Origin of the sequence: Zymobacter palmae, assembly GCF_003610015.1 — a bacterium.
Taxonomy (GTDB): Bacteria; Pseudomonadota; Gammaproteobacteria; order Pseudomonadales; family Halomonadaceae; genus Zymobacter; species Zymobacter palmae.
In genome coordinates, this window is the sequence record NZ_AP018933.1 from 1249803 (window position 1) to 1270490 (window position 20688).

Annotated in this window: 15 protein-coding genes; 9 read left to right on the top strand and 6 right to left on the bottom strand. The window is 55.8% G+C overall.

Translation table 11 applies throughout. From position 1 onward, the window contains the following. Positions 1 to 110 precede the first annotated feature (110 nt). Both ZBT109_RS05495 and cfa read right to left on the bottom strand, forming a co-directional pair. Positions 111 to 1310, bottom strand: coding sequence for an amino acid aminotransferase (locus ZBT109_RS05495; protein WP_027705538.1), 1200 nt, complete (start codon positions 1308 to 1310; stop codon positions 111 to 113). Between the two features lie 190 nt (positions 1311 to 1500). Then, complete coding sequence (cfa, locus tag ZBT109_RS05500; RefSeq protein WP_027705539.1) at positions 1501 to 2637, bottom strand: cyclopropane fatty acyl phospholipid synthase; 1137 nt, start codon at positions 2635 to 2637, stop codon at positions 1501 to 1503. Positions 2638 to 3335: 698 nt separating this feature from the next. Here cfa and serS point away from each other — a divergent pair. Continuing rightward, positions 3336 to 4619, top strand: coding sequence for a serine--tRNA ligase (gene serS, locus ZBT109_RS05505; protein WP_027705540.1), 1284 nt, complete (start codon positions 3336 to 3338; stop codon positions 4617 to 4619). A 1201-nt stretch (positions 4620 to 5820) separates the two neighbouring features. On the opposite strand, the gene tsaA is transcribed toward serS, so the two are convergent. Together tsaA and ZBT109_RS05515 are read right to left on the bottom strand one after the other, a co-directional pair. Beyond that, the gene (gene tsaA, locus ZBT109_RS05510; protein ID WP_027705541.1) at positions 5821 to 6528 is read right to left on the bottom strand and encodes a tRNA (N6-threonylcarbamoyladenosine(37)-N6)-methyltransferase TrmO; all 708 of its coding nucleotides are present in this window, start codon (positions 6526 to 6528) and stop codon (positions 5821 to 5823) included. A 322-nt stretch (positions 6529 to 6850) separates the two neighbouring features. Further along, positions 6851 to 7246 (bottom strand): hypothetical protein, encoded by a 396-nt coding sequence (locus ZBT109_RS05515; protein WP_145984484.1) that lies wholly within the window; start codon positions 7244 to 7246, stop codon positions 6851 to 6853. Positions 7247 to 7880: 634 nt separating this feature from the next. Between ZBT109_RS05515 and ampD the strand changes: the two genes are divergently transcribed. From ampD to ZBT109_RS05545, 6 genes are all read left to right on the top strand, one after another. Next, the gene (gene ampD / locus ZBT109_RS05520; protein WP_051523982.1) at positions 7881 to 8465 is read left to right on the top strand and encodes a 1,6-anhydro-N-acetylmuramyl-L-alanine amidase AmpD; all 585 of its coding nucleotides are present in this window, start codon (positions 7881 to 7883) and stop codon (positions 8463 to 8465) included. Positions 8466 to 8955: 490 nt separating this feature from the next. Beyond that, complete coding sequence (aceE, locus tag ZBT109_RS05525) at positions 8956 to 11640, top strand: pyruvate dehydrogenase (acetyl-transferring), homodimeric type (protein ID WP_027705629.1); 2685 nt, start codon at positions 8956 to 8958, stop codon at positions 11638 to 11640. A gap of 167 nt (positions 11641 to 11807) precedes the next feature. Continuing rightward, positions 11808 to 13787 carry a dihydrolipoyllysine-residue acetyltransferase gene (aceF, locus tag ZBT109_RS05530; protein WP_027705628.1) on the top strand — a complete coding sequence of 660 codons (1980 nt, stop codon included), beginning with the start codon at positions 11808 to 11810 and terminating at the stop codon, positions 13785 to 13787. 230 nt (positions 13788 to 14017) lie between these two features. Next, positions 14018 to 14674: an adenylate kinase gene (gene adk / locus ZBT109_RS05535; protein ID WP_027705627.1), complete on the top strand. Its 657-nt coding sequence runs from the start codon at positions 14018 to 14020 to the stop codon at positions 14672 to 14674. A 94-nt stretch (positions 14675 to 14768) separates the two neighbouring features. Then, the gene (tsaB, locus tag ZBT109_RS05540; protein ID WP_027705626.1) at positions 14769 to 15518 is read left to right on the top strand and encodes a tRNA (adenosine(37)-N6)-threonylcarbamoyltransferase complex dimerization subunit type 1 TsaB; all 750 of its coding nucleotides are present in this window, start codon (positions 14769 to 14771) and stop codon (positions 15516 to 15518) included. Continuing rightward, on the top strand, positions 15518 to 16285 hold the full coding sequence (locus ZBT109_RS05545) for a class I SAM-dependent methyltransferase (protein WP_027705625.1): 768 nt from the start codon (positions 15518 to 15520) through the stop codon (positions 16283 to 16285). The genes tsaB and ZBT109_RS05545 overlap by 1 nt, the downstream gene beginning before the upstream one ends. 168 nt (positions 16286 to 16453) lie before the next feature. Here ZBT109_RS05545 and hmpA read toward each other — a convergent pair whose 3' ends face one another. Next, on the bottom strand, positions 16454 to 17626 hold the full coding sequence (gene hmpA / locus ZBT109_RS05550) for an NO-inducible flavohemoprotein (protein WP_027705624.1): 1173 nt from the start codon (positions 17624 to 17626) through the stop codon (positions 16454 to 16456). A 544-nt stretch (positions 17627 to 18170) separates the two neighbouring features. After that, positions 18171 to 18848: a YecA/YgfB family protein gene (locus ZBT109_RS05560; protein ID WP_027704834.1), complete on the bottom strand. Its 678-nt coding sequence runs from the start codon at positions 18846 to 18848 to the stop codon at positions 18171 to 18173. Between the two features lie 160 nt (positions 18849 to 19008). Here ZBT109_RS05560 and ZBT109_RS05565 point away from each other — a divergent pair, with 160 nt between their 5' ends. Together ZBT109_RS05565 and ZBT109_RS05575 are read left to right on the top strand one after the other, a co-directional pair. Next, positions 19009 to 19590, top strand: coding sequence for a SprT family zinc-dependent metalloprotease (locus ZBT109_RS05565; protein WP_084261761.1), 582 nt, complete (start codon positions 19009 to 19011; stop codon positions 19588 to 19590). A gap of 218 nt (positions 19591 to 19808) precedes the next feature. Next, the gene (locus ZBT109_RS05575; protein WP_027704832.1) at positions 19809 to 20471 is read left to right on the top strand and encodes a response regulator; all 663 of its coding nucleotides are present in this window, start codon (positions 19809 to 19811) and stop codon (positions 20469 to 20471) included. Positions 20472 to 20688: the final 217 nt, after the last annotated feature.

Genomic DNA, 20688 nt, shown 5'->3' on the forward strand with positions numbered 1-20688 from the left:
GCCAGCGCTGAGGCTGGCCGCATGTCGTCAAGGCATGACTGGCTTTTCCGTGAGGTGAGCATAGCGCTTTTTTCATGAAATTCACGCGCTATGCTCGCCTGCGGGATCGGCTAGTCGAATTTCTTCACTGCATCGGCCAGTGCGGCCGCCATGTCTTCTACCTGTTCTGAGCGCAGTCCTGCCATGCTGGCACGGCCGGAACGCACCATGTAGATGCCGTATTCATCACGCAGGTAGTCGACCTGTTCCGGGGATAGCCCCAGATAGGAGAACATGCCGTTCTGTTCCAGCACGCAGCTGAAGCGTTCGCGCAGACCGTGAGCATCCAGTGCATTGACCAGTTGCTCGCGCAGGGAGCGAATACGCTGACGCATTTCGGTGACTTCACTGACCCATTGCTGGCGTAGGGCATCATTGCCAAGCACATGGCTGACGACGGAGGCACCGTGTGCCGGCGGATTGGAGTAGTTCTCGCGCGCAGTGATGGCCGCCTGAGAGCGGATATTCAGCATCTCTTCTTTGTTGCCAGCGACCAGTATGAAAGCCCCAGTACGTTCGTTGTAGATGCCGAAGTTCTTGGAGCATGAGAAGGTGATGATCATCGCGTCCAGATTGTCGGCCAGCAGGCGTACACCGTAGGCATCTTCGTCCAGTCCGTGACCGAAGCCTTGGTAAGCCATATCGATCAGCGGCAGCAAGCGGCGCTCGCGTAGTACTTCCAAAACCGCCTGCCACTGTTCGCGGCTGAGGTCGTAGCCTGTTGGGTTATGGCAGCAGGCGTGCAACAGTACGATATCGCCTTCCGGAATCTGGCGCAGGGCTTCTAGCATGAGGTCGAACACGAAGTGGTTCTGATCGTCGACGTATGGGTAGCGTTTGATCTCGATGCCCGCAGCCGAGAAGATGCCGATATGGTTCGGCCATGTCGGATCGCTAATCCAAATGCGACGAGGGCTGAGGTTGGTGCGCAGGAAATCGGCGGCCAGGCGCAGAGCGCCGGTGCCGCCCGGTGACTGTGTCAGCGAGGCGCGCTGCTGGGCAAGGACCTCGGAGTCTGCTCCAAAGACCAGCGACAGTACCAAGTCACCATAGTCGGCAGCGCCGTGCGAACCAATATAGCTTTTGGTAGTTTCATGTTCGACCAGATAGCGTTCTGCATCCTTTACCGTCGGCAGAATAGGCGTATCGCCTTTATCATCACGGTAAACGCCAACGCCAAGGTCAATCTTGCGCGAACGGGGATCGTTCTTGAAGGCTTCGATCAGCCCGAGAATGGCGTCACCGGGAACACGCTGTATATGCTCGAACATGGACATGGAGCAGAATCCTTAAATGGTGGAAGTCGTTGTTTGAATGCGTAGCGCGAACGGTTGCGTCGCAGAGGACGACCGAAATGAAGGTGCATGAAAAACGAAAGGCTTCTGCACCTTCACTCAATATGCCACGACTGCTAGAGGGTTGCCACGTCTTCTCCTGCGAGAAGGAACGAGGTCATGGCGACTAGCGCGTAGTGTCGTAGCGAGCGGGGCGGTCGTGCGAGAAGACCACCTGCCACAGCTGGGTGCTGCGGGCGCGGAACGTTGCGGCACAGATCAGCAGATAGTAGCGGAACATGCGGTAGGTGCGCTCGTTGTAGCGATCGCTCAGTGACGGCCACGCTTCTTCAAAACGCTCATGCCACGCCATCAGGGTACGGTCGTAGTCCGGCCCGAGGTTCTGCCAATCTTCCATGACGAACAGGTGTTCGGTTGGCTTGATCAGCTGGGCGACGGATGGCAGGATGCCGTTGGGGAAGATGTACTTGTTGATCCACGGGTCGGCGCCCAGATGAGACGTATTGGTGCCGATAGTGTGAAGCAGGAATAGACCGTCTTTTGCTAGCAGACGCTTGGCGGTTTTGAAGTAGGTCGAATAGTTTTTGTGACCGACGTGTTCGAACATACCGATGGACACGATGCGGTCGAAGGTGCCGGTCAGTTCACGATAGTCTTCGAGGATAATTTCGACCGGCAGTCCCTGACAGCGTTCGCGTGCCAGCTGTGCCTGTTCCTTCGAAATCGTGATGCCCGTGACGTGGCAACCATACTGGCGAGCGGCGAACTCTGCAAAGCTACCCCAGCCACAGCCGATATCCAGCACTTTCATGCCCGGTTTGAGTTCAAGCTTGCGGGCGATCAGGTCGAGCTTGGCGAGCTGTGCATCGTGCAGCGTATCGGCTTCTTTCCAGTACGCGCAGGAGTAGCACATGGTTTCGTCGAGCATTTTCTGGAACAGATCGTTACCCAGATCGTAGTGCTTTTCACCTACGATATAGGCACGCGTGCGGCTTTGCAGGTTGGTGAAGGTCGCCTGGAATGCATATAGCATCCGTACCCAGACGCTTTCTGCCCGATCACCGAGTCCTGCCCGCAGCAAGCGCGTGACCATTTCGTCGATGCGCTCGCAGTCCCACCAGCCGTCCATATAGGCCTCGCCGAGGCCAAGGGAGCCTTCACGGAAGGCACGACCATACAGGCGTTCATCATGAACCTGTATGTCCCAGGGGTTGCTGCCATTGATGGCTATGCCCGTGCCTTCTAACAAGCGTTCAGCAGTTTGCTGGGCGCGAGAGACAGTCCGTTGGGTATCACCAGCCACGTTGTCACTCCTCTTATGAAGGCGCGCAGTCACGGGTGACTGCGCGCCGGATGATTCCCTTGTCTTATTTGCTGCTGAAGAGAAAGTATGTCACTCCTGTTCGCATGGGGAAAGCTTCGGATGCTACATGTCAGTGCAGTGCAAATGCGCTTGGCGCATGCTGAACCGCTCAATCCCACGCTTTTGCTTATGTAGTTGCTGCCTTGGGTGAAGCACGAGCGGTTATATCCGTATGTTTTTATTAATCAAATTTCCCGTAATCATAGGCTTTGATGCTGAATAGGGCCTGAGCGGTATTCGGGGTATACTGTACAACGCTTGATCATCGGATAACGGCAGGATTGTGCTAGAGCAGAACCGCGCTAGAGAGCGCTTACCACTCGGTAGAACGCGAAGAGACAGCGTTACCGAGCGGTATCTCTCGCATTCTGCTTATTGCTGTCTGCGCCTGGTTAAGGCACAGTAACGGCATCTGTCGCCCCTTATCGCGCAATGAACGACTCTATAGAATAGGCGAACAGTAACTGACCGGCATGATCCGATGATCTCTGTCTTTTTCATCGAGGTGCTTTGTTCGGATCGGCTCAAGCCTTGCTTACCAGCGACTGCTTTTTCTCAAGATACCGTGCATTTTCGTCGCTGGGCTGTATCCGCCTGGGCTCTTCATCCACGCTTTACCGTAATCGGACTGAATCACCATGTTTGATCCCAAACTGCTGCGTAACGATCTCGAAACAGTGGCCAAACGCCTAGCAAGTCGAGGCTTCATCATCGACGCTGACGAACTCGGTTCGCTCGAAGCCCAGCGTCGTGAGCTTCAGGCGTCCACTGAGGCCCTCCAAAGTGAACGTAACGACCGTTCCCGGGCCATCGGGCGTGCCAAGGCCAATGGTGAGGATATCGCACCGCTGCTGGCTGAAGTCGATGGACTGGGTGACCGTTTGAGTCAGGCCAGTAAGCGCTTGGAAGAAGTGCAGGCGCGTTTCGACGACATCTGTATGGGACTGCCGAACCTGCCACACGATAGCGTTCCTGTCGGCAAAAGTGAGGACGACAACCTTGAGCTGACGCGCTGGGGTACGCCGCGCCAGTTCGATTTCGACGTTCGCGACCATACCGATATAGGTGCGCTGACTGGCGGTCTGGATTTCGAGCGCGCAGCACGCCTGACCGGTAGCCGTTTTGCCGTCATGCGCGGCCAGATCGCGCGTCTGCATCGTGCTATTGCGCAGTTCATGCTGGATGTACAGACGCAAGATCATGGCTATCAGGAAACCTACGTACCTTACATGGTGAACCGCGATTCACTGCAGGGTACGGGCCAGCTGCCGAAATTCGAAGAAGATTTGTTCAAGCTGCAGGGCGATTCCGGCTACTACCTGATTCCTACCGCTGAAGTGCCGTTGACCAACTTGGTGCGCGGCGAGATTCTCGACGAAGCACAGCTGCCGTTCAAAATGACGGCTCATACACCTTGCTTCCGCAGCGAAGCCGGTGCCTATGGACGTGACACTCGCGGCATGATCCGCCAGCACCAGTTCGACAAAGTCGAAATGGTTCAGATCGTTCATCCAGAACGTTCTTACGACGCGCTCGAAGAAATGCGTGGCCATGCTGAAACCATCCTGCGTCGCTTAGAGCTGCCTTACCGCGTAGTACTGCTGTGCACGGGCGATATGGGCTTTAGCGCTGCTAAGACCTACGATCTTGAAGTATGGCTGCCGAGTCAGAACACATACCGCGAGATTTCTTCGATTTCCAACTGCGAAGATTTCCAAGCGCGTCGCATGCAGGCGCGTTTCCGTGGGGCTGAGCAGAAAAAACCTGCGCTGGTGCATACGCTGAACGGTTCTGGACTGGCTGTGGGGCGTTGCATGGTCGCCGTTATGGAAAACTATCAAAACGAAGACGGCTCCATTACGGTGCCGGAAGCACTGCGTGGTTACATGGGCGGTCTGGACGTTATCAACCTGCCTAAGTAAGCCTTCGCCGGATAGAGGGAGTGGGCGTTACTGCTTGCTACCCATAAAAAGTCTGCCATCCCTTTAAGGGTGGCAGGCTTTTTTTGTGCGTGGGTTTGACTCTCATCCGGTAGTGGTGTGTGTGGTTCTAGCAGAATGGATGTTAACTCTTCTTTTATAAAATCGTTACGCGTCGTATCGTATTTATTGACGAAGCATTACTTAATAATAACTGACTGAAAGTGCATATTGCGGGAGGTAGTCGCTGGTACATCAAAGCAGAGGATTATTATGGATATCAGGCTGTTATTGAACGTCTTTTTCTGTGTTATGGAAAAGGGGGTGAATTGGTTTTACACAAACCTGTCTCTAAGGACACTGACAAATTTTGTAGACTGTCGGCTGTAGTAATGGGAAAGGGTTTTGATTATAATTCATTACAACCTTAGTGGTGTTTATGAGTTGGCAAGATTCGTTCAATAACGCTCGTTTTTATCGGTTATCTGAGCTTTTGTTGCCAGCCAGACGTTGTATGCTGAGCCCACTATAAAAAAATCCCTAGCCTTGTAGGGCTAGGGACACGATAGAAGGTGCGCGTCCTTGCGCACGGTGGAATACATGCAATGGCATCCCGCCATTGTAGCAGCTTGACGAACGCTATAAGACGTCGTTGGCCCGACATGATCCATAGCGCCTGTACAAGCAGCCAAGTCGGAGGCAGCATCCTTGCCCCTCCAGAGCCCACGTCCTTGCGGGCTCAAAACCGCACTGATACACAGTTAAACATTCCGCGAGAATGTGAAAGTGAGAGATCACTCTCTGTTCTCGCAAATCATTCTATACATTAAGTAACAGTAGACGATACTGTTCTTTAGTGCGGGTATCGCGTTACCACAACACTTCTCTTTTATCGCTCTGATAATCTCGCTCCAAATTGGTCTTCTGGTATTGATGCCAATTATCCTTTTGCCAACTCTTAAGATAACGCACTGTATAGGCTGGCCTTTTTAAGAGGGCGCTTTATTTTCTTCTCTGTAAAAGAATAAACAGGCTCAAGCGTTACTTGATTTTGGGTATAAGCATAGTGTTATTGATAAAAGTGGTATTGTTATTGGTATGCTATGAATGTGAAAATAAAAGGGTAGTCTCTTTTTTTGTCCAAAGAAGCATCAAAGAAGGAAATTTTGTGTAAGGGTGTTGCTATTTGAAAAGGGCCCTGTCCTTACGGCGTGTCGATAGCCACGATTTTTAGTGTGCACTGGCCATCAAGCACCGTTTCCCGGAACTTGACGTCGATGTCGCGTAGGCGCACGCCGTACAGGCGTTCAGTGTTGCCTCTGTGGTAAGCGGGGCGAGGATCTTGCGCAATGACGTCGTTTATCAATGTAACAAGCGCATCGCCGTCGGGGCGTGTGGCAAGGGTCTTTCGGGCTGCTTCGCTATAGATAACGGCGTATTGCGGCGGCGGAGCGGGTGCAAAGCCCGCGCGCGCGTTGTCGACGCTGTCCGACCAAGGGAGATAGGGCTTAATGTCGAGTACTGGGGTGCCGTCTACCAAGTCATGACCGCGAATGATAATGGTGGGGTGGGGGGTGCGTTCGATGCCCGCAATTTCTACCAACGACAGGCCTATGCGGTTGGGGCGATGCGTAGCGCGCGATGCAAATACGCCTACCTTGCGATTGCCCCCTAGGCGCGGTGGACGGACCAGTGCATGCCATGCCGTCGGATTGCGATGGAAGACGAACGTCAGCCAGACATGGCTGAAATCTTCTAGTCCGCGTAAGGCATCTGCTGTATCAAATGGCGGTTGCAGTACTAGGCGGGCCGTAGCGCTGGAAGCCAGCCCTGGCTGGCGCGGAACGCCGAACTTGTCAGGGTAGCAGCCTTCCACTATAGCAACAGGCATCATGTCAAAGGTCGTTGTCATTGCGCGTGGCTCTGGCCCCAGACGAAAAGCCGCCATTCTAATGCTTTAAGAAGTCGCTTGCCAGCGACCATGCCGCGTGGACCACTGAGCCTTTGCCCTTTGAAGGTTTTGATGCCGTTGCTTGGTTTTTACCGTGACGCAAAAAGGCCGCCGTAAAAACTCTTCCTTTAAGCTACCTGTCTGCCGTGATACGCATTGTTTTTGAGTGATCATGCCGTGTGATTGAATGCTTTTATGCCTTGCCGACTGTCGACGAGGGATATCTTTCTTTGAGGCAGGTTATCAGCGGGTTAAAAAGTGAGCGGTTTTGCTTGATCTGGCGCTACGGCGAGCGCCCAATATTCCTGCATTCCTGCATTCCTGCATTCCTGCATTCCTGCATTCCTGCATTCCTGCATTCCTGCATTCCTGCATTCCTGCATTCCTGCATTCCTGCATTCCTGCATTCCTGCATTCCTGCATTCCTGCATTCCTGCATTCCTGCATTCCTGCATTCCTGCATTCCTGCATTCCTGCATTCCTGCATTCCTGCATTCCTGCATTCCTGCATTCCTGCATTCCTGCATTCCTGCATTCCTGCATTCCTGCATTCCTGCATTCCTGCATTCCTGCATTCCTGCATTCCTGCATTCCTGCATTCCTGCATTCCTGCATTCCTGCATTCCTGCATTCCTGCATTCCTGCATTCCTGCATTCCTGCATTCCTGCATTCCTGCATTCCTGCATTCCTGCGTTCCTGCGTTCCTGCTTCCTGCTTCCTTTTATATAGGTATAAAAAGAAGCAGGAACGTATTGATGTCAGGGCGGGGGCGGTTTGTGCACTCGGTAGCCGTATGCGCGATATTGCCTCGGAGTGGTGCTTGAAATGTGGTCGTTTGATACGACGTGCTATGAAAAGGCCGCGATAGTCCTGTCATTTGGCTTTTGCATGCTGGGAATTATTAGACTTTGGTGGCGTGCAATGGTGTCTATTAGCGTCGCAACTTACCGTGGCACCAATGTTTTTTTACAAGCGGCGCTTATATCGTAAGTGTGGTTCGTTGGCCGGTGGTGTCCTTGTCGTGACAACGTGTGGTATGAACGATGTATGTGTGAAACCGAGAGAGGCCCGTGTGTGGGACGACAAGCGTTTACAACATGTCCCAAGGGCAATCGGTAAGCATAAGGTAGGAGGTGTCTGATTTGTCGACGATCCGTGTCGAATATTTGTCGCTGCGGTTTTCTTATATTTTAAATCATTCAGCATCTTAGTTGAAAATGTCGCTCGCCAACACGAGCGGGCTTTGATGTGGCATTATAGCGGCCTCGAATGGCGTCAGCGTGTATCAATGAGTGGGAAATGGAGTGTGAATATGGCTTCAAGCTTGCATCATGTGATTGAACACGAATGGCGTGTCGATAGCGATCACTGGCTGGAACAAGTTTCACGCTGTCTGTCGCCCAACCGTAATGCTCGCCCTGTCACGGAGCCTTCGGTGCTAGTGGTGCACTCCATTTCGCTGCCTCCAGGGGAGTGGGGTGGCGATGCCATCTTCGATCTGTTTTCCAATACGCTGGACTGCGCGCGTCATCCTTCCTTCTCATCGCTGCGAGGTGTGACGGTGTCGGCCCATGTGGTGATCCGTCGCAATGGTGAGGCGGTACAGTGCGTGCCGTTCGATGAGCGCGCTTGGCATGCCGGTCGCTCTCAGTGGAAAGGCATGCAAGGCCTGAACGACGATGCCGTTGGCATTGAGCTGGAAGGTTTGCCCACTGTGCCGTTTACCTTGGCGCAGTATCGTACCTTGGCGGCGATCGCTAGGGGGCTGCTGGCACGTTACCCCTTACTGAACGTGGAGCGCATCGTAGGGCATGCGCTGATCGCACCAATGAGAAAGGACGATCCCGGTCCCGCATTCGACTGGCAGCTATTTCGACAATATCTGTCGGTCAATTAAAGGCCGTGATTGAGGGCTGATAAGGGCTTTGTCTACGAGCCGTGTCGTTATCATGCGATAGTTTTAGCGCTATGGGCGTGAAAATGTCCGAATACAGGCTAAATGAGGGAAACTTGGCCCTTGAGCAGATGTCTCATGGTTAAAGTAATGTAACATTGCGAACCCTGCATTATGGGGCCATGTTTAATTGGCAGGGCTTGGATATTACGGTATCTTCGCTGGCCGTTTTGCATTGTGGCTTGGTCTGTGCCGAGCCGCTGAAGAATTTTACCGTGGAGTGCTTGCCACTTCACGCCGTATACCGTCCGGATGACACAGGCCTATCGCAGGGCACTCGGCCATCCGGCCTGCTGATGGAACATCGTTGATGTCCGTTGGCTAGGGGCAATCTGTACGACGATGCGCGCGAAAAGTGCCACGTCCCCCACGTTAGTAATGTCCCGCATTGATCTGGGACAGTTAACGCCAATATTCATCTGGAGAGACGTCCATGAATCTCGAGGCAAGAGAAGATCTTGATCCGATCGAAACCCAGGAGTGGCTGGATTCCCTGGTATCGGTCATGGATCGCGAAGGCGATGACCGCGCTCGTTATCTGCTGAGTCGCCTGGCGGATCGACTCCGTCGCGATGGCATGCAGCCGGCCTTTTCTCTGAAAACGCCGCATCGCAACACGATCCCTACGCACCGCGAAGCCAAAATGCCTGGCGACATGTTCTTGGAACGCAAGCTGCGTTCCGCCATGCGCTGGAACAGCGTGGCGCAGGTGCTGCGAGCCAACAAGAAAAGCAAGGGAGTTGGTGGTCACCTTGCCAGCTACCAGTCCAGCTGTACGCTATACGAAGTTGGTTTTAACCACTTCTTCCGCGGCGGCGATGAAGATGGCAAAGGGGACCTGATCTATTTCCAGGGCCACATTGCGCCGGGCATCTACGCGCGCTCCTTCCTTGAAGGTCGCTTGAGCGAAGAGCAACTCGACAACTTCCGTCAGGAAGCCGGTGGTAATGGTCTGTCTTCCTACCCGCACCCGTACCTGATGCCGGATTATTGGCAGTTCCCGACCGTTTCCATGGGTCTGGGGCCGCTGATGGCGATCTATCAGGCTCGTATGATGAAATACCTTGATGCGCGCGGTGTAGAAGCCGCGGGTGATCGCAAGGTATGGGCGTTCTTGGGCGACGGTGAGTGTGATGAAGTCGAAACGCTAGGCGCGTTGGGTATGGCGTCTCGCGAAGGGTTAGACAACCTCATCTTTGTCATCAACTGCAACCTGCAGCGTCTGGACGGCCCGGTTCGTGGTAACGGCCGCATTATGGACGAGCTGGAGGGCATCTTCCGCGGTGCCGGATGGAACGTCATCAAGGTTGTCTGGGGTAGTCTGTGGGATCGTCTGTTCGAACAGGACCGTAAAGGGCTGCTGCAGAAACGCATGGACGAGATGGTTGATGGTGAATTCCAGACCATCGCGGCTCAGGATGCGGGCTATATGCGCGAGCATTTCTTCGGTAAGTACGAAGAGCTGGCGAAGATGGTCGAGAACCTGTCTGACGAAGACCTGATGAGCTTGAACCGTGGTGGCCATGATCCGCAGAAGGTCTATGCGGCCTACCACGAAGCGGTCAACAACGCCAATGGCCTGCCTACCGTTATCCTCGCGCATACCGTTAAGGGTTACGGCATGGGTAAAGGTCATGGTGAAGCGGATATGGAAGCGCACCAGATCAAGACCATGAACGCTGATGCGCTCAAGGTGTTCCGTGATCGTTTCGCCATTCCGGTATCCGACGAAGCGCTGGAAAGCGGTGACATGCCGTACTACAAGCCGGCCGACGATGCACCGGAAATGCGCTACATGCACGAACGCCGTCAGGCGCTCAAAGGCTATTTGCCGAAGCGTTATGGTGACTTCGAAGCGCTCGAAATCCCTGCGCTCGACGACAAGATCTTCGCCAACCAGCTCAAGGGCAGTGGTGATCGCACTATTTCTACCACCATGTCTTTCGTGCGCGTACTCAACGGATTGATTAAAGACAAGGCGCTGGGGCATCGCGTCGTGCCGATCATCCCTGATGAAGCTCGTACGTTCGGTATGGAAGGCCTGTTCCGTCAGGTCGGCATCTACTCCACCCACGGTCAGCAGTACGAGCCGATGGATGCGGGTCAGATCATGTACTACCGCGAAGACCAGAAAGGTCAGGTGCTCGAAGAGGGTATCAACGAAGCAGGGGCCATGGCCTCTTGGATCGCGGCTTCTACCGCTTATGCCAACCACAATCATGCGCTGATTCCGTTCTACATCTATTATTCGATGTTTGGTTTCCAGCGTATTGGTGATTTGGCATGGGCTGCCGGTGACATGCAGGCGCGTGGGTTTATGCTGGGCGGTACGTCCGGTCGCACGACGTTGAACGGTGAAGGTCTGCAGCACCAAGATGGCCATAGCCACATTCAGGCGTCCACTATTCCGAACTGCCGCAGCTACGATCCGACCTATGCGCATGAACTGGCGATCATCCTGCGTGATGGTCTGAAGCGCATGTTCCAAGATAAGGAAAGCTGCTTCTACTACTTGACGGTCATGAACGAGAACTACGTTCATCCGGAAATGCCGGAAGGCTGTGAAGAAGGCGTCATCCGCGGTATGTACCCGCTGCGTTCTGTCGAAGCCGATGGCGCCAAGGCGCGCGTACAGCTGCTGGGTAGCGGTACGATCCTGCGTGAAGTCGAAGCCGCGGCAGATCTGTTGCGTGATGACTTCGGCATCGCATCCGATATCTGGAGCGTGACCAGTTTCAACGAGCTGCGTCGTGAAGCGCTGGAGATTGAACGTCAGGCCTTCCTGAACGTCGACCAGACACCGGCAAAACCGTGGGTCACGCAGTGCCTCGAAGGTCGCGAAGGTCCGATCATCGCCTCTACCGACTACATGAAACTGTATGCGGACCAGGTGCGCGCATGGGTGCCGAACGATTACCACGTGCTGGGTACGGACGGTTTCGGCCGCTCTGATAGCCGTGCGCATCTGCGTCACTTCTTCGAAGTGGACCGCTATTTCGTGACGGTCGTGGCGCTGAAAGCGCTGGCCGACCAAGGTGCCGTTGATCGTGCGCTCGTCAAACAGGCGCTTGATAAATACGGTATCGACACCAGCAAACCCAATCCGCTGACGGTGTAATGCCGACCTGAACCGGAATCTGCCGCTGCTAGCCCGTGTTGTTCACAGTGCCTGCGGCGGCATTGGGGTTTCGGTTTGATGTCTTCATATTCATAGCCGTAACGGTGCATCTGCCCTCTGGGTCATGACAACCGTGGTCAGATGACAAGGTGATGAGGAACGCGACCTTGAGTACTGAAACGATCAAGCTTCCCGATATCGGGGTGAGCGATGCCGTCGAGATCATCGAGATCTCGGTGAAGGCAGGGGATGAGGTTAACGCCGAAGACACCCTGCTGGTACTGGAATCCGACAAGGCTTCCATGGATATTCCTGCGCCGCATGCTGGCCGCATTGGCAAGGTGCTGGTCAGTGAGGGCGATAAAGTGTCCACCGGTGATCCGATCATCGAGATGGTCACTGAAGGTGGATCAGAAGCGCCCGCTGCTGAAACCGCACCGCAACAGACAGCCCCTGAAGCCGTCGCAGCGCCTCAGCAGGACGCAGTACCGGCTGCACAGCCTGCCCAGAGCACGACGCGCATCGTCGACATTCACGTGCCGGATCTGTCTGGCAGTGACAATGTACCGATCATTGAGCTGGCCGTCAGTGAAGGCGATACCGTCGATGCCGAGGATTCGCTGATTACGCTGGAATCCGACAAGGCGTCCATGGACGTACCCAGCCCCTATGCAGGTCGCATTGTGTCGCTGGCCGTGAAGGAAGGCGACCACGTGTCCACCGGTGATCTGATCGGTCAGATGGAAATCACCGAGCAGGGTGCACCCGCTGCTACCGAAGCACCCGCTCAAGCCGCTCCGGCACCGCAGCCGGTGGCTCCGTCACAGCCGGAAGCTGCTCCGGCAGCCAGTGCTGAACCGCAGCGCCGTGAAATTCGCGTACCGGACATTGGTGGCAGTGAAAACGTCCCCGTGATCGAAGTGGCGATCAGTGTCGGCGACGAAATCAGCAAGGAAGATACGCTGATTACCTTGGAGTCCGACAAAGCGTCCATGGACGTGCCTAGCCCGTTTGCAGGCAAGGTTGTCGAGGTGGCCGTCAAGGAAGGTGACACGCTGTCTGAAGGCGATTTGATCGGTTATATCGAAACCGCAGGTGAAGCACCCAAGCCCGCTGCACAGCCGGCTCAAGCGGCTTCTAGCGCGGCGGTGCCCCAGCAGGCTACGCCGGTCAAGGCTGCCCCTGCAGAGCCGAGCACCGAAGCATTGACCGCTGAAGAACGTGATACCTCTAGCAGCGTGCATGCTGGCCCTGCTGTGCGTATGCTGGCACGCGAACTGGGCGTTGATCTGACGCAGGTCAACGGGTCTGGCCCGAAAGCGCGTGTGCTGAAAGAAGACGTGCATACGTTCGTCAAGCAGCGCCTGAATCAGCCGGCGGCGGCTTCCAAAGCAACGGCTACGGGTGGTGCGGGTATTCCGCAGATGCCGGCGATCGACTTCTCCAAATTTGGTGAAATCGACGTCAAACCGATGGGACGTCTGCTGCAGGCAGGGGCGAACAACCTGCATCGCAGCTGGCTGAACGTGCCACACGTCACGCAGTTCGACGATGCCGATATCACGGAACTGGAAGCCTTCCGTAAGTCCATGAAGGACGAAGCGGCGGCACAAGGGGCGCGTCTGACGCCGCTGCCGTTCATGATCAAAGCATGCGCTTATGCGCTGCGTAAATTCCCGCAGTTCAACGTTTCTCTGCATCCCGATGGCGATAAGCTGATCTGGAAGAACTACGTCCACATCGGTATCGCGGTCGATACGCCGGACGGCTTGATGGTGCCGGTACTGCGCAATGCGGATCAAAAAAGCGTCATTCAGATTGCAATTGAAATGGCAGATCTAGCCAAGCGTGCACAGGACAAGAAACTGACGCGTGACGAAATGACAGGCGGTTGCTTTACCATTTCGAGCCTTGGCTCGATCGGTGGTACGGCCTTTACGCCGATCGTCAACACGCCAGAAGTGGCGATTCTGGGCATTTCCAAAGCGCAGATGAAGCCGGTATGGGATGGTCAGACCTTCCAGCCGCGCCTGATGCTGCCACTGTGCTTGTCCTACGATCACCGTGCGCTGAACGGCGCAGATGGTGCGCGTTTCACCACGTATCTGGCGCAGTTGCTGAGTGACATTCGTCGACTGCTGATGTGATGTCCAACGACGATTTGGCCTTGAAGACCCTTGGTGCATGTCGTCAGGGGTCGCATGAAAGCTTCATCGTCGGTATAGTCTCATCATGACAGAGTGACCTGCCTAACCGCAGCGTCATCTGCAGAGCGGCCCTTCGGGGCCGCTTTGTCGTGATTAATCCCCAAGGCATAGGGCGTTGGCTCTGTGCCGTGCTTGTTTCAACGCAATCCGATTTTCAGGAGACCACTCTCATGCGTTTGATCCTGTTGGGCGCTCCGGGCGCAGGCAAAGGCACTCAGGCTCAGTTCATCTGCGAGCACTATGACATTCCGCAGATTTCCACGGGCGACATGCTGCGTGCTGCGATCAAGGCGGGTACCGAGCTGGGCCGTCAGGTAGAAGAGGTCATGGCCAAAGGGCAGCTGGTCTCCAATGATCTGATCATCGCACTGGTTAAGGAACGCATTGCGCATCCTGACTGCATCAACGGCTTCCTGCTCGACGGTTTCCCGCGCAACATTCCGCAGGCTGATGCGCTGAAGGATGCTGGTGTCGAGATCGACCACGTTGTCGAAATCGCTGTTGAAGATGACGAGATCGTCAAGCGTCTGTCTGGCCGTCGCGTTCATGAAGGCTCCGGCCGTACCTATCACGTCATCTACAATCCGCCGAAAGAAGAAGGCAAGGATGACGCAACGGGCGAGCTGCTGATCCAGCGCAAAGATGACCTGCCAGATACCGTACGTGATCGTCTGAAGGTCTACCACGACCAGACCGAACCGCTGGTAGCTTACTACAGCGAATGGGCGAAGAAAGCGCCGTCTGAAGCACCGAAATACCACCGCGTTAATGGCATCGGTGCCCTGGATGATATCCGCGCTGAGCTGCTGAAAGCACTGGAGGGCTGATTTTCCCAGCCCTTCGAAGGACCTTGGCCCATCTGTGCTGCGCGCAGGTGGGTCTGCCGTTTCTGTTTGGACCCATTTCGATAGAGGAACTCCCATGACGACCGTGCTCGCGCTGGACGCAACGTCTAGCGCATGTTCTGCGGCGGTGTGGCGCTGTGCGGGCGACGATCTGACCACCGCCCAGCTGTTCGGGCGCTACGAGATTGCACCACGCGCGCATACCCACAAGCTGATGCCGATGGTGCGTGATGTGCTGGCCGAAGCCGAACTGACGCTGGCGGATGTCGATGTCGTAGCGTATGGCCGCGGGCCGGGGGCATTCACGGGCATTCGCATTGCCGCAGGCATGGCGCAAGGGCTAGCACTGGGGCTGGACCTGCCGATGGTGGCCGTTTCCAGCCTCGAAGCGTTGGCGCTGGGGGCCGCACTTCAGCAGGGCGGTGCACAAGCGCAGCCCGTCGCTGCGCTGGGCACGCTTGATGCGCGAATGGGAGAAGTCTACGTCGGTGGCTACCTTGTGGATCTTGCGCAGCCTATGCGACCGCAGATGGTGGCACTCATCGACGAACAGGTCTGTGCGCCGGAAGCGATCCTCTGTTCCGCTGCATTGCCCGAGCGGATCGTTGCGGCGGGCGCAGGTCTGGCGTTCAGCGAACGTTATCCGCAGCCTCTGGCGCAAGCAATCACGGCCGCGAATATTGATGCCGAACCGGATGCGGCATGCATCGCACGTCTAGCGGCGGGGGCCTATCTGGCCGGTAAGGCCGTTGCGCCTGAACTGGCTCAGCCGGTCTATCTGCGCGATAACGTGGCCACGCGCTCGACACGGAAGCCGCTCGACTGATGGCGGTGATATGGCGTGATGAGCACGCACGCAATCTAGCCGAGCGCTATGGCGTGACGGCAGGCTCTGACGAAGCATCACCTCTTTGGCTAGAGATGCGCCCCGAAGGTCTAGTGCTGGGAGGTGATGAACGCATTTATGGTCACCCGATCAGCGTGGATTTTGTCGGGGGCAAGGCCGCTCATCGGCGTCGATTCGGGGGAGGGCGAGGGCAGTTGGTGGCGCGAGCCTGTGGGCTGACCAAAGGTGTGACTCCTAGCATCGTCGATGCTACGGCCGGGCTAGGGCGCGATGCGTTCGTTCTGGCAAGTCTGGGCGCTAGGGTGCTGCTGGTTGAACGAGTGGGTGCCATTGCGGCGCTACTGGATGACGGACTTGCACGCGCGCGCTGCGCTGATGATCCTGATGTAGCGACTATTGCGGCGCGGATGCAGCTGGCATGCGGTGACTCGACTCGGCACTTGGCTGATATCGTGGCCGCTCAGGCGTTCGATGCGCAGGTCGTTCATCTTGACCCCATGTTTCCTCATCGCGAAAAGTCGGCATTGGTGAAGAAGGAAATGCGTGTGTTCCAAGCGCTGGTCGGGGCTGATGATGACGCGCCACGGCTACTTGAGGCCGCCCTGGACGTGGCGACACATCGTGTTGTGGTCAAGCGCCCTAAAGGTGCGGCCCCCATTGCCGGGCCTGCACCGAACCATGTGATTGAAGAGAAGAACAGCCGTTACGATGTTTATGTGCATCGTTCTCTCAAGCGCTCCGAGTGATTTGACGTAGCGTGCTGCCATCGCAGTAAACCGGTCAGCGACAGCAACAAGGCAAGAACAAAGGCGAACCTACGGGTTCGCCTTTTTCTTTTCCTCTCTATAGCGGTTGTTTTCGCCTCTGATATCGTAAGGCGGCCACTGTTTGCTTGGTTTGGAAACAAGGGGGCTTCAAAGTGTTTTGTGGGGTCCGAAGCACTCATAGTGAATGCGATCGTCGGTCACGCCATGCTTCAGCAGCAGTGCTTTCATGTTGGCCATAAAGCCTGTCGGGCCGAGTACATAGACGTGGAAGGTGTCGCCAGCAGGTAGCCATGAGCGCAGGCAGTGGCTGTCGATATGGCCGACGGCATCAGGGGTATCATGGGCCAGCGGCTGGCTGAAGCACAGTTTTAGGGTCATCCTGTCCTGAAGCCCGGCTTGCTGAGCGAGGAATGCGCCAAATGTCAGTGTCTGGCTGTTATGAGTGGCATGGAGGAAATGCACCTGCCGCTGCTGCTCCAGCGCCTCTTCCAGCAGCGGAATGGCGGGAGTGATCCCTATACCCGCTGTCAGTAATGCCACGGGTACCTTGTCTTCCCCCAGAATGAAATCACCTGCCGGAGGGAATATCTCTAGCTCATCGCCGACCTGGCGTTCATGCAGATAGCCTGAAGCGCGCCCATCAGGCACATGCTTAAGTGTGATTCGCAGGCTACGGCCGTCCGCGCGATTGGATATCGAGTAATTGCGGCGCACCTCTTCCCCTTCAATCATTAGGCGTACGCCGATGTACTGGCCTGCCTGATAGTTGAGTATGGGACCGCCATCGGTAGGCGCCAGCGTCAGCGAGCGTACATCTTGGCTTTCTTGCTTAATGCTGTCTATGCGGAAGCGACGGCTGCCACGCCACCCACCAGGCTGCATCGCATTCTGTTCGTAATGCTGCTCTTCCTTACCTATCAACAGATCAGCCAGCTGCTGATAGGCGGCTCCCCATGCCTGCAGCACCTCATCGGTTGCCACGTTAGCGCCGAGCACTTCTCGGATGGATTGCAGCAGGCAACTACCGACGATGGGGTAGTGTTCGGGCAGAATCTGGAGCGCAACGTGCTTATTGACGATCCGGCTGACCAGCGGCGTCAACGGCGACAGATCGTCGATATGGCGAGCGTACATCAGTACGCTGTTGGCCAGCGCACGAGCCTGATCACCGGTGGCTTGGTGCGTCTGATTGAAGAGTGCGCGAACCTCAGGGTGAGTCTCAAACATCAACGCATAGAAATGGCGCGCCAGTGCTTCTCCACCGCTTTCCAGTAGCGGAACCGTGGCTTGAATGATGGTTTTCTGTGCCTGAGTCAGCATGGATACTCTACCTTTTTGGTGTGAAATTCATTTCAATAGAGCAAACCGCATGCCAGTTTTATTTTCACTTTTATATCAGCAGGTTGAATATTTTTATTCTCATAATGATATGAAAAAATAGGTGTCATTATGATTGGCAGCTGTCTAAATGACAGTGGTGACGGGTGACGGGTGACGGGTGACGGGTGACGGGTGACGGGTGACGGGTGACGGGTGACGGGTGACGGGTGACGGGTGACGGGTGACAGAGGACAGAGGACAGAGGACAGAGGACAGAGGACAGAGGACAGAGGACAGAGGACAGAGGACAGAGGACAGAGGACAGAGGACAGAGGACAGAGGACAGAGGACAGAGGACAGAGGACAGAGGACAGAGGACAGAGGACAGAGGACAGAGGACAGAGGACAGAGGACAGAGGACAGAGGACAGAGGACAGAGGTGGCTAGGTGTATCTAAAGGGAATCAAGAAGCCGGAGCAGCGGCGTATCGTGGGGGGGACAAAGGCCGCGTTATGTGCGGCCTTTGAGGGGGAGCGAACGGGTGTCAGCGGCGGCGATTCTTTTTCTGACTGCCTTTTTTCTGTTGCGCCGCCCCTTTCTTCGGTCCATACGCTTTCGGTTTCTCTGGCGGCACGCGATATAGCAAGTACAGGTCGAGAGTCAGATCGGGCAGCTGGCGTGCAAGGTGATTGGCCTGTTCATGGGAGCCGGCCATGGCCGCCAGGTCGGGATCTTCTTCTTCGAACAGTTCGGACAAGGCCATGAACGGCAGCAGCAGTTGCGCGGCCTGTTCTTCCTGTTCGCTGAACCATGCATCATCTTGCATGAAGACGCCGGTCATGAAGCCGGCACACCATTCGCCTACCGGAGTGTCGATCGGGCTTTCATCGACGTCGATCTCTAAATCGAAGGGCAGTTCGGGAATCTGGCCGCTTTCCAGTACGTTGGCTGCATTGGTATGTAGGGTTTCGAGATGAGCCAGAATGCGGTCGTGCTGCGCTGCATCTTCGAAATTTGGTTCACCGTTGAAGATTTCAGCCACCCACAGTTGTGCTGGCGTTGCTGCAGGTGAGATTGCCAACGCCATCAGGAACCCATGAGCCCCGAACAGCGTCAGTGCTTCAGGATCAACGCGGTCGCTGTCGAGAAACTCAAACAGCTCATCCATAGCGTCGTCATCAAGCAGTGGCACCTGTGGCGCCTGCTCTTCATTGCCGGACATTCGGGCACTCCCACACAGATCAAGGGACGGCGGCGGTCAGGGCCGCGCATCGTTAAAGAAGGCACATTAAGGTATGTGCCGTCGAAAATAGAGCAATATTGGCGTTATTCTAACAGGGTAATCGCACTTGGGCAGGGCCTTATGGGAGTTTGTGTGTCGAATGAAAAGCTGTTTACCTGAGCGCATTAATGCGCTGACGTGCGAGCTACCAGATAAATGGCAGGAGAGGCTGGTGTCGGGCGATGACAGCGTCTATAAAGCCGTCGTTGAACTGCAAGTACAGCGCTGTCTAGCGCATGCGCGCCGCTATTGGCCATCGTTGCCCACGCCCGACATTCGTTTCGATTTGAAAGGGCGCAGTGCAGGACAGGCGCACTTCGGCCATCGCGCGCTGCGCTTCAATTGCATCATGCTGGCAGCACAGCCGCGTGCTTTTATCGAGGAAGTCGTGCCGCACGAAATGGCGCACTGGGTCGACGTGCTCGGTGTTGCATCGAAAGGGAAACCGCACGGGCCGGTATGGCGTTGGCTTATGGTGCATCTGTACGGGCGGCAGCCACGCGTCACACATCGCTTTGACACGACGATCAGCACGCCAACGCCTTGGCATTATGGTTGCCACTGTACTGAAGGGCACTGGCTGACCGTGCGTCGGCATCGTCGCATTGAGCGAGGATATGCTTACCGTTGCCGCCGTTGTGGGCAGCAATTGCGTTTATTGGGCTGTGAACCGAAGGCATAGTCGTTTACGATAGCGGTTCAGCGGCAATTCGTCCGTCGGCGTTGCGCTGCATCTGGGGTATCGTCATCTGCAAGTTGCCGACGGCTGGCGTCGCACTGTATAGCATGATGGTACCGGTCAAGCATCGAAGGCACCGTGCCTGTAGCTTGCGGGTATCGGGCTGAACGCGGCTCCGCAGCCAGTGGGCTGTGCTGCAGAGACGATACGGAGAGGATTTCATGACCGTAGCGCAGAAATTCATCGTAGCAGATGATCATCCATTGTTCCGTGCAGCGCTCAAACAGGCGCTTCAGGCAGGCAATGAAGGTGTGCAGATCGTAGAAGCGGACACCATGGAGGCTACGCTGGCGCGTGTCGCCGAGCATGGCGATGCCGATCTAGTGCTGCTGGATCTTCATATGCCGGGTGCCCACGGTTTCTCGGGGCTGATCCAGCTGCGTGCCCAGGCCCCTGAAATGCCGGTAGCCGTTGTCTCGGGCAGCGAAGAGGCGCGCGTGGTACGCCGTGCCATCGACTATGGCGCTTCTGGCTTCATTCCCAAATCTGCTTCTTTGAACACCATCGCTGAAGCGATTGCCGAGATCATGGACGGTGAAGTCTGGCTGCCTGAAGGCATGGAAGACGTGCTGGGCGATGGCGATGAAGAAGACTCTCGCTTTGCCGAAGCTATCGCTTCCCTGACGCCGCAACAGTTCCGCGTACTGGGCATGCTGACCTCCGGCCTGCTTAACAAGCAGATCGCCTATGACCTGAACGTGTCCGAAGCTACCGTCAAGGCGCACGTTACTGCTATCCTGCGCAAGCTGGGCGTTCATTCCCGTACACAGGCCGTCATTGCGGCACAGCGTCTGGAAATCGATCCGCCACGCATCGAAGGCTGATCCCGACGCAGTAATCTTGACGCAGGCCACTGACGGCGAATGCGTCTAAAGTATGACATGTGGCGTTGAGCGTAGCATTTGTCGCCGACACATCCTCTCAACGCCCATTGGTAGTGACTGCGCGTCTCTGCATGTGCCGCCACAGCAGCGTCTTTTCCGCGTGGTGTTACCTTTTTAGTATGGCCGCTATCATTACGACCGCTGCCTGTAATGCCGA